Annotated in this window: 8 protein-coding genes, 1 pseudogene and 1 riboswitch; of the genes and pseudogenes, 3 read left to right on the top strand and 6 right to left on the bottom strand. The window is 52.4% G+C overall.

The window, feature by feature from the left end; translation table 11 throughout:
- Window positions 1-48: 48 nt before the first annotated feature.
- Window positions 49-660 (top strand): hypothetical protein, encoded by a 612-nt coding sequence (locus IQ241_RS13095; RefSeq protein WP_193907844.1) that lies wholly within the window; start codon window positions 49-51, stop codon window positions 658-660.
- Here IQ241_RS13095 and IQ241_RS13100 read toward each other — a convergent pair.
- The 6 genes from IQ241_RS13100 to IQ241_RS13125 all read right to left on the bottom strand — a co-directional run bounded on the left by IQ241_RS13100 (window position 657) and on the right by IQ241_RS13125 (window position 10,146).
- Window positions 657-1,331 (bottom strand): chromophore lyase CpcT/CpeT, encoded by a 675-nt coding sequence (locus IQ241_RS13100; protein WP_193907846.1) that lies wholly within the window; start codon window positions 1,329-1,331, stop codon window positions 657-659. The two genes, IQ241_RS13095 and IQ241_RS13100, sit on opposite strands and share 4 nt — an antisense overlap.
- An 89-nt stretch (window positions 1,332-1,420) precedes the next feature.
- Entirely contained in the window at window positions 1,421-3,487 is a 2,067-nt protein-coding gene (locus IQ241_RS13105) for a cation:proton antiporter domain-containing protein (RefSeq protein ID WP_193907848.1), read from the bottom strand.
- A 102-nt stretch (window positions 3,488-3,589) separates the two neighbouring features.
- The gene (gene corA / locus IQ241_RS13110; protein WP_193907850.1) at window positions 3,590-4,726 is read right to left on the bottom strand and encodes a magnesium/cobalt transporter CorA; all 1,137 of its coding nucleotides are present in this window, start codon (window positions 4,724-4,726) and stop codon (window positions 3,590-3,592) included.
- A gap of 20 nt (window positions 4,727-4,746) precedes the next feature.
- Window positions 4,747-5,367: an exopolysaccharide biosynthesis protein gene (locus tag IQ241_RS13115; protein ID WP_193907852.1), complete on the bottom strand. Its 621-nt coding sequence runs from the start codon at window positions 5,365-5,367 to the stop codon at window positions 4,747-4,749.
- The gene (locus tag IQ241_RS13120; RefSeq protein ID WP_193907854.1) at window positions 5,357-7,144 is read right to left on the bottom strand and encodes an SLC13 family permease; all 1,788 of its coding nucleotides are present in this window, start codon (window positions 7,142-7,144) and stop codon (window positions 5,357-5,359) included. Before IQ241_RS13120 ends, IQ241_RS13115 begins: the two co-directional genes overlap by 11 nt.
- 188 nt (window positions 7,145-7,332) lie before the next feature.
- Window positions 7,333-10,146: a cation-translocating P-type ATPase gene (locus IQ241_RS13125; RefSeq protein ID WP_193907856.1), complete on the bottom strand. Its 2,814-nt coding sequence runs from the start codon at window positions 10,144-10,146 to the stop codon at window positions 7,333-7,335.
- Window positions 10,147-10,233: 87 nt separating this feature from the next.
- On the opposite strand from IQ241_RS13125, the gene IQ241_RS13130 reads away from it, so the two are divergent.
- Window positions 10,234-11,322, top strand: a complete 1,089-nt coding sequence (locus tag IQ241_RS13130) for an AAA family ATPase (RefSeq protein ID WP_228021665.1) — start codon at window positions 10,234-10,236, stop codon at window positions 11,320-11,322.
- Window positions 11,323-11,377: 55 nt separating this feature from the next.
- A riboswitch (cyclic di-AMP (ydaO/yuaA leader) is annotated at window positions 11,378-11,507 on the top strand.
- A 62-nt stretch (window positions 11,508-11,569) separates the two neighbouring features.
- Window positions 11,570-12,904, top strand: a pseudogene (locus IQ241_RS13135) (ArsB/NhaD family transporter).
- Window positions 12,905-13,314 lie beyond the last annotated feature (410 nt).

A 13,314-nucleotide genomic window follows, 5' to 3' on the forward strand; every position in this document is an offset into this window, starting at 1 on the left:
ACCGATTAGATCATAATCTAAGTTATTGCGACCCTCTGGGGTTTTGCCATGACCCAGTCTACCCAACAGCGAAAAAAAAGCTTTTCAAGCTTTTCCTATAAAGAGGCATTTAAGCAGCTGGGAATTACAACCCTCAACCGTTGGAAATTAACAGCTGAACCAGTGCCCATTAGCGACTTCTTTCGGCAGCGCCTGGAGCGGCTGCGGCGGTTTGACCTGGAAAGCCTTGAGGTATCAAAAACGTTGCTAATTGATGCGATCTGTGAGGAAGGCCTGGAAGGCGTCGAGCGGCTCAAGGTATGGAAAGGAGCTTACCTGGAAGCAGAAACGGTCTGCGGCAATGTAGACTATCTGATTGCTGAGCAGCGGGCCTATCTGGAAGGGCCATTTGTCTGCGTGGTTGAGGCCAAGAAAGATGATTTTGAGCAGGGGACAGCCCAGTGCCTGGTGGAGATGCAGGCTTGCCAATGGGCGAATCAGCAGCTAGGAAAAGCCATTGATATCTATGGCATTGTGACCAACGGCGAAGGGTGGAAATTCTATCGGCTAGCGGTGGCGGGTGAGGTTCATGAGACGCTACTGCACGGAATTGCCGATATGCCTCAGCTGCTTGGTATTTTGAAAGCGTTCTTCCAACGCTGTGCAGACAACTTAGCCTAAAGCTGCTCCAGCCATCGATAGCGATAGGGCTCATCCTCCGCCCCCCAGATCTGCGTGCCGTCAGCAGCAAAGCCGCGGTCCCAGGTATCCATACCGCGATCGTGGAGCACGATGACATTCTGCACCCGCACCGCCCCCCGTACCGTAGTCGCGCATCCGGCTGTCGGCGTACTGCCGACATAGCCCAGGGCCGAAGGCCGCAGCTCAACCGTGCAAACCGCCTCGCCCAGGTCGGCTATGGTCACAGTTCTGCTAGGCTCTGGCTGCTCGCATAGTCCCGTCCATTCCTCGGAATTAACTGGACGAAAGGATCGAGACTCAACCCGTTGCCCAGACTCGCCCAGCGCCACTTGAATAAACCGCTGCCGATAGGGCTCATCGAGCGAGTCGGAAAGCGCCTGTTCCTGATACAGAAAGGTGCCAGGTGCAGAATCCGCGACGGTGATCGGGCAGGTCGTCATCCGCACGCTGACTTTATCAGGGTTGCCCCGAGCCTGCTCAGCAGTGCTCATGCTCCCGGTTAGGTGGTCAACGACACCCGCAATATCGGCCTCGGTCAGCGGCGCAGATAGGGGGAATCCGCGATCGCTTCGCTGTCCCCAAGCCTCGCCGCTTAGCGCCAGACTGAGCGCTATTGTGATAATCGGCAGCGCATTTCGCCCTTTAGCCATCGGCTTTCCCTATTGCCACCCGTCCCATTTCGGTTTCCCTTCATCCCTATCCAACCTTACCAAATCCTTGATTCTACTTCCCCATGCTCCTATCCCTCCGGCTCTCCGAACAGCACTACCGAACCATCAAACCGCCGCAGTACCTCCGTCGTCATATCGCTCACCGTCAGCCCCGGACTCGCCATCCGTCGGGTCGCCCGCAGCACCACCAAGTCGTACTGGGAGGCCACTCGCAGAATCACCTGGGCAATATCGCCGTGGGGAACGACCTTGTATCGGTCAGGGCTGGCGGCAGCGTCCTGGAGCTGGTCGTATAGCCGCTGGCGAAAGCGGGCTTTAGCGGGTTCTGTGGTATGGGCCGGGCAGACGTGGACCAGCGTCATTGCCGCGCCCAGGGCCGTCGCCAGGTAGCGAGCAAACTGAATTAGGCGGAGGCTAGAAGGGGCTAGGTCACGGATTGGGACTAGGATTTGTCGAATCTGCTGGGGTTGCACCTGAAGGCGGATGATGGCGACGGGGCAGTGAGCCGTCGTGAAGACGTGGGCGATTACGCTGCCAAATAGGCGCGCTTGCAGGCTAGCCGTTTCGCCATAGCCCATCACGATGAGCTGCGTATCGTGCTCCCGGGCCGCCCGGCTGATGCCCAGACCGACGTCGCTGTCGATGCGCAAAATTGGCTCGGCAGTAATCCCCAGGCTATGGCTGATGGTGTTCGCCTGCTGAAGCCGCTGACGGCTTAGCGCGATCGCGTTTGTCAACTCTGCTTCGGTGGGGTTGAGGTGGGCCTGGGCAATCGCGATCGCGGCCAGCTTGCCCCCGGCCTGACGGGCCAGTAGCGCCCCAACTTCAATCAGCCGCGCCTCAGTCGTCGGGTTATATACCGGTACCAGTACGGCAAAATCCTGCCTGGCAGGCGGTGCAGCTGGGTAGGGCGGCTCCCAGGGTTCGACTGGGCGATTGGACTGATTGATATCGGGGACGGTCAGCCGTTTGGCAAAGCGCTGGGTTAGCAGCGGCCCCAGTACCGACGTCACCAGCATGAGAACAATTACTGTGTTAAAGACGGCATCGGTCAGCAGCCCGGCCTGTCGCCCCACCAGCGCCGCCGCCAGGGTCGCAGCCACCTGCGGCATGGAGAGCGACCACATCACCATCGCCTCGCTCCAGCGATAGCCATAGCGCAGCCGTACTACTAGGACAGCCAGCAGCTTACTCGCCAGCAGCCCCAGAACTACGGCGCTGACCAAGGCCAGGTGGCGACTCAGCGTAGAGACAAAGGCGGGCAGGTTCAGCAGCAGCCCCATGTCGATGAAGAAAAAAGGAATGAACAGAACGCCGCCGACAAACTCCACCTTTTCTTTCACCGCGCCCTTGCCCAGCACGTCATTCACCGCCAGTCCCGCTAGGAAAGCGCCGATAATGCCTTCAATCTGGATTACCTGCGCCCCTACCGCAGCCAGAAAGACCGCTAGTAGGGTAAACAAAAACTGGCTGCCTTGGTCATCGCCCGTCTGGCGAAAGTAGCGCCGCCCGGCCCAGCGAAAGCCAAAGAGCACAATCACCGCATAGACGACCAGCGCCGCCATCTGTACCGCCAGCCGCAGCCAGGAAAACTCGCCGGCGCTGATCGATACGCAGATTGCCAGCACCAGTAGGGCAGCAATGTCGGTAAAGATCGTTGCGCCGACCGTCACGGTGACGGCTTCGGCCTGAGCCACGCCAAGCCGCTGGACGATGGGGTAGCCTAGCAGCGTATGAGAGGCAAGCAGCGACCCAATCAGAACGGCGGAAATCCATTCAAAGCCAAACAGCCGCCCGATGGCGATGCCGAACAGTAGGGGAATCAAAAAGGTGGCGCCGCCGAAGCTGAGGGAGCGATTCCGGGTTTTGCGAAACTCCTTTAGGTCAATCTCTAGCCCGGCCACAAACATCAGATAGATTTTGCCGATGTCGGACAGCAGCACGACGGTTTCAGCTTTGGGATCCAACAGCTGTAGACCGCTTGGCCCCAGCAAGACGCCAGCCGCCAGCAGCCCGACCAGCCCCGGCAGCCGCAGCCGCTCAAAAATCGGCGGAATCAGCAGGCTGGCCAGCAGCATCAGGGTGAAAATTGAAACCGGACTGCCCAGCAATCCGCCTAACGCGTCCAGACCCATCGGTTTGTGCCCGCTGTAAAGGATATTTCTTACGCTAGCGCTCCGAAAGATACCTGACGGTCCCTAGTTGATTCTAAGGCAATTTAGCGTATTTGCTCAATTTCAGCGGGCTGTAAACCAGCCCCGCCGCCAAAAAAAGTAAACTAGGCTAGTTGCTACAGCAATCATCAGACACCAGACAGCTGGATAGCCCCAGTACCAGTTCAGCTCGGGCATATTGAAGGATGAGGCTTCTGGATTGAAGTTCATGCCATAAATTCCGGCAATGAAAGTGAGAGGAATGAAAATGGTCGAGATGATTGTCAAAATTTTCACGATCTCGTTCATCCTATTACTGACAGCGGATAGATAAACATCCATCAGGCTTGAGGCTAGTTCCCGATAAGTTTCCAACATGTCTAGAACTTGAATAACATGCTCATAACAGTCTCGTAGATAAACTTTTACAGCAGGGCTAATCAGGGTACAGTCATCTCGCAGCAGAACAGAAATTGCTTCTCGCTGCGGCCAAATGGAACGCCGGAGGGCTAAAAGCTCCCGCTTGATTTGGTGAATCTCGGTGAGGGTCTGAGGAGTAGGTGCATCCGTCACCTGAGCTTCTAATGCTTCAATGCGTTCGCCATAGCGCTCTAGTACCGGGAAAAAGCCATCTATGATCGCATCGAGTAAGGCGTATAGCAAATAGTCGGCTTTGCGCTGACGAATAGTTCCTTTTTTGAAGCGGATGCGATCGCGGATTGGGCCGAAGCAGTCATGCTGGGGCTCTTCTTGAACCGTCAGCAGATAGTTTTTTCCTAAAATGAAGCTAACCTGTTCATGGAAAAACTGAGCCTGCTCGGAAACCATCATAATCATATGTAGGACAACAACTAGCTGTTCACCGTAATCTTCGCTCTTAGGCCGCTGAGGGACATTCACTACATCCTCTAAAACGACCGGATGCAGCTCGAACACCTCACCAATCTGTCGCCAAAAAGTTTCTTCTCCCAATCCTTGGACATCAATCCAGGAGATTGATTCCGTATCTAGGTAGGCAGCACAGTCTTTGGCAGCGGCTACTGACACCCGTACTGCCTCGGTCTCGTTATAGTCAATCAGGACAATTTGAGACGGCAAGGCGTCAGCTTTAATTTGTAAGGTTCCGGGTAAACTGCCTGGCTGGTCATAGGTGTAGTTCACGTACCTTTGCTCTATAGGCTGACTTAGCCGATGACTGAATTTTGAAGGTGAGTTGGTCATTTACTATTTCCTTTCGAACTTTACTGCAGCCAGCGTATAACCAGTTCGGGCGATTGCCACAGGCCGTATATCAGCAAGCCAAAAATTCCAGTGATGAGCCCTGTGGCAACATACCCTACACACATCATCAGCCCATCTGCTTCAAGAGTAGCCGCCACAAAAATTAAAATTCCTACAGTTGGAATTGGGTTAGTCATCGGAATAGGCGCTATCAGTAACAGTGTTAACCAGCTGATGCAGACTCCATTGATTTGCCAGATATGAGCGCTTTGAGCCAGTCCGGTTAATCGAGGGCGAATAAATCGCTCTGTTAGGCGAGTAACCCGCTTCAGGTTGCTGAGTATCTGCCGCGTTAACACGGGCGGAAACTGAAACTGTGTAACTCGCCGGGGTAGCCAGGGCGATCGCCGTCCTAAAGCCATTTGTAGCGACAGCAGCAGACAGGCCGAACCTAAGACAGTGGTAAAGCCTGGCGGCATCGGAAATAGAAAAGGTAACACTAGTAATCCAATCACCAGGCTAGATCCCCGCTCGGAGGTTTCAGCGAGTAAATGGGCTAAGGTCAGAGGCTGCTGAGCCAGTCGCTCTAGCAAGGTTTTAATTTCCTGAGAAAAGCTCAGGCGATTCGGATCAGAGACCATAGAAGGCCATGATGAGCGGTGGAGTAATTAGAGCCATCAATAGGTTCATGGGAGTACCCACCCAGAGAAAGTCGGTAAAGCGATAGCCGCCCGGGCCGTAGACCATCGTATTGGTTTGGTAGCCGATCGGCGTCATAAAGCTATTAGACGCCGCAAACATGACCGTGAACATAAAGGCGTAGGGATTGAGGCTTAAGGTTTCAGCAACCTTGGCAGCGATTGGCAGCAGCAGAACGACACAGGCATTATTGGAGAGAATCTCGGTCACCAGGGACGTGATGACGAAAAACAAAGTTAGCAGTCCGTAGCCGGACCATTGCCCGCCCAAGGCCACCATGGCGTCTGCCAGCCACTGGGTTGCGCCAGATTTTTCCATGGCAATTCCGAGAGGAATTAGCCCCGCTAGTAGAAAAATGATGTCCCACCGGACCGCCTGATACAGCTCTCCTGGCCTGAGGCAGCTTGTCAGCAGCATTAACACAACGCCAATCCAGGCGCTGACTAAAATAGGCACCCACTCTAGAGCCGCTAGCACGACTACACCAATGAGAATTGCGATCGCGATACCCGCCTTCTCCCGACGAAACGTTCCTACCTCTTTTTGCTCTATCAAAACCCAGCCTGGGCTAGTTTGCAGTCCCAAAAGGCTTTGTTTGGGTCCCTGCACCAGTAGCACATCGCCAAATTGAATCGGAACCTGCCCTAAGCGATCGCGCCGGACAGCTTGCCCTTGCTGAATGGCTAATACGGTTGCGTTATAGCGCTGGCGAAAGCGGGTTTCCTTTAAGGTTGAGCCTACGATCTCTGCATTTGGCAGGATTAAGACTTCAGCAATGCCTTCTGAAGCGGTGAGCGCGGGTTCCGCGTCCAGCTGGCCAAATTGGACTTCTGGTAAAATTTCGATCCCCTGGGCTTCTTTAATCCTCAATAAACAGTCGGGTCGTCCTCGAACCAGTAAAACATCACCAGCTTGCAGCACCTTATCCGCAATCGGTTGGGAGAAATGCTCCCCGTTGCGAATTAGCTCCATCACATCCATGTCGAATTGACGCTGCAGCTGGCTGGAGCGAAGCGACTGACCGACCAGGGTAGAGCCGGGGGAAATTACAATCTCACTGATGTAGCCATTGAGACCATAGCGCTGAAGTACTGGATCAGTTGCCAGGGCCTGACGGTTCGGCAGCCAGCGCGGTGCAATAAAGGCTAAATAGAGTAACCCAACAGAGCCTGTAATCAGCCCGACTGCGGTAAATTCAAACAGTCCAAAAGCTTGATACCCTAGCTGTTCTGAGAGACCACTGGCAAGAACGTTGGTAGAGGTGCCGATGACGGTTAACATGCCTCCTAGTACAGTCACATAGGAGAGCGGCATCAATAGCTTAGAGGGAGAAATTCCCTGTTTTCGACACCAGTCTTCCACAATCGGTAAAAAGACGGCAACGACAGCCGTATTGTTGATGAAGCCTGAGATCGGGCCTACAATGGCTCCCATTACTAAAATCTGGCGACTGGGTCGTTTTCCACCCCAGGTTATAAACCAGTTGCTCACCACCTGAACAGCTCCGGTTCGGGCAATACCTGCACTCAGGATAAACATTGCCAGTACGGTGATCGTTGCTGAATTACTAAAGCCCGAGATCCCCTCCTCTGGAGTGACCAGGCCCAAGGTCATGAGGATAACCATGACCGCGATCGCCGTAATATCCGCTGGAAACCACTCTCCTACAAAACAGATTAGCGCCAGCAAAACGACACCCAAAGTCATTATAATCGTCATAGTTTGGGTTCCTGAAGGCTAGATGCGGGACTAGGTAATGGTTTAGGGTCAGATTGGGAATAAATCCAGCCTATAGACGTTGCAGTAAAGGTCATCATCCCCAGCGCGATGAGTAGTAACAGCGGCCACGGTCCTGATGCAAAGTTGATTAGTTTTTTCATAGAGGCTTTTGCTGAACAGAGGGAAGGTTACTTGGATTGAGCTCGTTTCATAGCCTGTCTGATAAACAGCTTTTCGGCTTCCAGCCAAACAAAAACGAGTGAGCTAAAGCCAAAACAGATGGCTAGTTCTATAGCAGACAGGGCATAGAGCCCAAAGAACTGCTGGAATATGGGCACATAAATAAGGAGCACCTGTAGCCCTGTTGTCAACAGCACGGCTCCCCAAACATAGAGGTTGGAAAAGGGACTCAGCTGCAGCGTCAGCTGGGTATCTGAGCGAACAGCTAATGCATGGCCCATCTGGGCTAGACAGAGGGTTGTAAACACCATCGTCTTCCAGGTATCTGGGTCGCCTGAATAGGTTGCTGCATGGGTGTGGCGGTAAGCCCAGGCCATCAGGCCAATGGTGAGGATCGCCAGCAGCAGCCCAACTCGTAGCATGTATGCTCCCAGTCCACGGGCAAAGATGCTTTCTTTGGGGTTATGGGGCGGACGCTGCATCACGTTGGGCTCAGCGGGCTCCATTGCCAGCGCTAATGCCGGAAAGCCATCAGTCACCAGGTTCATCCAGAGAATTTGCAGCGGTGTTAAAGGCACACCCCCCAGTCCGAGTAAGGGAGCGGCAGCAATGGTTAGTACCTCGCCGATATTACTGCCAAGGATGTACTTGATAAAACGGCGAATATTGTCATAAACGACTCGTCCTTCTTCAGTAGCCGCAACGATAGTGGCAAAGTTATCGTCGAGCAATACCATATCACTGGCCTCTTTACTGACATCGGTGCCTGTGACACCCATCGCAATCCCGATGTCAGCCTGTTTTAGAGCAGGGGCATCGTTGACGCCATCCCCAGTCATCGCAACAAACTCCCCTCGCTTCTGGAGGGCCTGCACAATTCGAAGTTTATGCTCTGGAGCCACCCTGGCATAGACGCTGACATTGGGAACGGTTCTCTCTAATTCTGCTGTGGAGAGCTGAGTCAGGTCATATCCGGTCAGAACGGCGTTCCCCGGTTGAGCAATGCCTAAACTTTCAGCGATGACCTGTGCTGTTAGCTGGTGATCGCCTGTGATCATAACAGGGCGGATGCCTGCTCGCCGACAGGCGGCTACGGCAGTCCGCACCTCGGGGCGGGGAGCATCCAACATTCCCACTAGCCCCAGCCAAATCAGATTTTGCTCTTCCGTTTCCAGGTTCTCAGTGGATGAGGCTTCTAATGGCTTCATCGCAAAACCGAGAACTCGCAGTCCTTGAGCAGCCATCCTGTTGTTTGCAGCTAACACTCCCTGTTTTATATCGGCAGTTAGAGGCTCAACTTCGCTTTCTTTCTGTACAAAGCTGCATTGATCTAGCACTAACTCAGGCGATCCCTTCATAAACATCATTGGGCTTTCCGGCATAAGCGAGAGCAGTTCCGCCGCACAAGCCTGGATGACGACGCTCATCCGCTTACGCTCAGAAGTAAAGGGAATTTCAGCAACGCGATTGCTTGATTTTTTTAGCCTGGACTGGTCGAATCCTCCTTTGCCGGCTAAGGCTAAGAGCGCCCCTTCCGTTGGATCGCCTAATATCGTCCATAGACTACCTTCATGGTTCAAGTTGGCGTCATTGCAAAAAACGCTAGCGATCAATAAGGCTTCTAGGGCTGGGCACTCCTCGACCTTCACCGCCTGATCGTTTTCTAGAATTCTGCCGATTGGAGAGTATCCTTCTCCAGTTATCTGATACTGAGTATCGAAGGTTTGTACTTGCTGTACCACCATCTTGTTTTGGGTTAAGGTGCCCGTTTTATCAGAACAGATGGTGGTGACAGATCCCAGAGTTTCTACCGCTGGCAGCTTGCGGATGAGGGCATGGCGGCGTACCATGCGCTGAGTTCCCAACGCTAAGGTAACGGTGATAACAGCAGGAAGACCTTCAGGTACCACCGCCACCGCCATGCTGAGGGAGACTTCTAGTAACTCATCAAACAGACTAAGGTCGCCTGAACGCAATAGGCCAATCACGACAACTAGCGCCACTAGCACCAGCGAGCCAGATACCAGCACATTTCCCAGTTGACCCATGCGCTGCTGCAGTGGGGTAGGTTCGGTTTCTACTGACTGGATCAGGGTCGCAATGCGTCCTAGTTCCGTCTGCATACCCGTCTGCGTAACCAGTACGGTGCCTCGCCCTTGCAGCACTTCGGTGCCCTGATAGACCAGGTTGACGCGATCGCCTAAGCTTGCTTCATCCGGCAGCGTGACCTCAGGCCGTTTGATGATTGCCTCCGATTCGCCTGTCAGCGCCGCTTCGCGAATCTGGAGGTTCGAAGCATTCAACAATCGCCCATCAGCAGGCACCTGAACCCCGGCTTCTAGCAGTACAACATCCCCTGGTACCAGGTCTTTAGCATCTTGCTCTTGCTCTCGGCCACTGCGAACCACCCGAACTCGCGGCGACGTCATATTTTTGAGGGCAGCTAAGGCTTTTTCAGCGCGGCTTTCCTGAAAATATCCCAGAATGCCGTTCAGGAGCACAATCGCGAAAATTGCGATCGCGTCCTTGGGAAAGCCTCCTTCCTGCAAGTCGAGTATTAAAGATACGATAGCGACGGCGATCAGCATCAGCAGCATGATGTTCTTAAACTGATCCCATAGAATGACCCAGGGGCTGCGAACCGTGCCTTCTTTAAGTTCGTTGAGACCATAGCGATCCTGACGGTGCCTCGCCTTATCATCGGTCAATCCATTTGGGTCACTCTCCAGCGGACTCATCGCCTGCTGGGAAGTTAGCGTATGCCAGGCATTGCCTAGAGGACGGGTAGAGGACGGGATGCTAGGAATTGGGCGAGAAACCATAAGTGCAACCTATCAAAGCGAAGTGGTACTATCCGAACGTACATAACGGACAGTTATAGCACTAAAAAATAGTGCTAGATCGGTTTGATGAAAATTTTTTTTACTCCTCAGGGACTAATCGGTCGAGAAGCCGAGCTAAAACAGGTCTGTCAATTGCTACAGGAAGATAGGGACTGTGCAGTTACCGGGATTCCCGGAATAGGACGCCGCAGGCTACTTCGCACGGCTGCCAAACAAGTAGGCTCCCGTTCTCTAGAGATTGACTGCCTTCGCTGCCACAGTGCGAGACAGTTTCTCAGGCTTCTGGCCGATAGTCTAATAGATGTTTTTTCTGACCCTGCTGAGCTAGCCAAAATTCAACAGTGGAGCCAGGGGCAGCCGCTGACGTTGGATCGAATACAGTCGCCCAAGGTGCGGCTAATATGGCCAACGTTAGCTGGCAAAGAATGGGCTCTATTTCAAGGGCTACTCGCTTTGCCGCAGCAGATGGCCGAATGGCTTGGCTGTCGGGTGGTGGTTATGTTTTACAACTTTCCCCATATCCGCTCATGGGATCGTCAGGGTAAGTGGGAAACATACCTACGTCAGGAAATCCAGCTGCAGAGTCGGGTCAGCTACGCCCTAATCTCGACAGTCGCTGAACCTTGGGTCTACGCGAGTCAGCTGCCCGTAATTCATCTTGCTCCACTGACTGATGCAGAACTACAGCCTTGGCTAATGAATAGTTTTGCCCGAGCTGGTCTCAAGTTCGATTCTGAAAGCCAGGCTGTGAAGCTGTTTTTGAGCTACGTACAGGGCCATATCAAAGATGCCATTACTCTGGCTCAGCGGCTCTGGTTAAATCATCAGGCGACTGAGAAGTCTACTTCAGGCATTCTTTACGCCGATCAGGTGCACAGCAGTATGCTGTCATTAGTACAGGATATCGGTGTAACCTTTGAAGCTTTGCTCTTGCTACTCCCTCTGACCCAAGCCCGCCTATTGGAAAGTCTGGCCCTGGATCCTACCCATAGCCCTCAGTCCACGGCCTATATTAAAAAGCATCAGCTCTCGCGAGGTGGCGGCCTACAGGGAGCGCTTAACAGCTTAGAGCAGAAAGGACTGATCTACGGTCCTAGATTTGGCTACCGGATTGCCCTACCTCTACTCGATTTTTGGTTGAAGCAGCGATTGTAGTAAAGTTACTTGAGTTGCCGACTCTATAAACTAGTGCTATTCTTAAGAAAATTTATCTGAGCCGTTGCCTAATTCGGTCATACCGAAGCGGAGGACCCAACTTTGGGGCGTACCCTGCAAATGCAGGGAGGAGACTCTCACTCCTAGCCCGTCAGCTAACTTCGTCGGCGTTGAGAGGAGATAGCATTCTAAGGAAGCCCGTCTCCTGGTTTTACTGTTCAGATTTCACCTCATCCAGGAGATCGCTATGGAAAGTTGGTCTGCCAGTGTGTCACTAGCCGTGTTTATTGGCGTGCTAGCCTGCATTATTGCTGAACGACTCCCTCTGACAATTGCTGCCCTGCTGGGGGCGCTGCTGTTGGTATTTCTAAACGTGCTTACCCTAGCAGAGGCTGTTGAGTACATCGCCCAGAGCCATGCAACCCTTGCCCTCTTTTTTGGAGTCATGGTCATGGTACGAGCGTTTGAACCAACCCAAATATTCGACTATCTTGCGACTCAAATGGTGCTGCTAGCCAAAGGGCAAGGTAAACGACTGCTGATTGGCATTGTGGCTATTACCACTCCTATTTGCGCCGTTCTGCCCAATGCTACAACAGTCATGCTGCTAGCCCCACTGATTCCACCGATGGCGACAGAGCTAGGGATAAATTTTGTGCCGCTGCTAATCCTCATGGTATTCGTAGCGAACAGCGCTGGCCTGCTTACCCTGGTCGGAGACCCGGCCACATTCATCGTAGGTGATGCAATCAATATCAGCTTTATGGACTATCTGAAGTCGCTGAGCTTGGGAGGTGCGATCGCGCTTGGCGTCATCGTTTTTATGTTGCCAATATTATTTCCTTCCATTTGGAATAGGCAACTCGATAATCTTAATCAGCTCCCTCATCCTAAAATTAATCATCCCCGGGTCTTAATTTTAGGTGGGGTCATTGCAGCTCTAGTCCTGCTATTCTTTGTGATTGGAGAAACCTTACCTGTTCCGGTTTCTCCTGCAACGGTAGCTCTAGTCGGAGCCACACTCTGCATGCTCATTACGCATCAAAGTCGGATTGACGCTGTCCAGAATGTTCTAAGAGATGTGGACTGGAGTACTCTAATCTTTTTCATGAGTACCTTTGTGCTAATTGGCGGATTAGAGTAGACAGGCGTTCTCAGTGCCGCTTCTAATGTCTTAGCCTTTATCCTCAGGCAAAACATCGCCTTGGGCGCAATTTCCTTGATGCTGATAGTTGGAATCCTTTCAAGCCTTGTACCCAACATTCCATTGGTGGTTGCAATGGTACCTCTGCTCAAAGAATATATCGTCAATGTAGGACTCTCGCCAACTGACATTCTCGACCCTAATTTTACTGGCAACCTCCCGCCAGAGGTACTACCCCTGTTTTATGCTATGATGTATGGAGCAACCTTAGGCGGTAACGGAACTTTAGTCGGCGCATCATCCAATATTGTTGCGATAGGGATCGCTGAACAACATGGTAAACGCATCTCTTTTCAAACATTTTTGCAGTATAGTGTTCCCATTACAGCCTTACAGCTAATCGTAGTTAGTCTATACGTTCTGATTCGATTCTTCTGAATTTACCCATAATCTTCCCTTTCTGTATGTATTTTCAGACTGGAATACTAACCACTCAGTCACCAAACAAGAAAGATACGGAGTCTAGAATAATGTTTAAGACAGTTACAGTACAGCATTGTGTAGTGGAATTGCTGTAACTGTCTTAAACTTGTAACTGCAATATTAGCTAGTTAGCCGCGGCTGTCTTTGTTTAAATTTCTAACCGCTTTGAAGTCTGTATTAAGTTGGCAGATAATCCTGTGAAACCTGGAGCGGCTCATACGCTCCTGCTTCAGTGAGCCCAAATGCAAAAACCCACCTCTGTACTATTTTGCACGGCCCTATAGAGGCTGTCTATTGGCAATTTCTTCGGTCAAGGTGCGCAGCAACTTTTTCCTTGGTGTTCGGACACCTTGGACGCTTAGCAG

The sequence above is a fragment of the Vasconcelosia minhoensis LEGE 07310 genome, assembly GCF_015207255.1.
Classification (GTDB): domain Bacteria; phylum Cyanobacteriota; class Cyanobacteriia; order Phormidesmidales; family Phormidesmidaceae; genus Vasconcelosia; species Vasconcelosia minhoensis.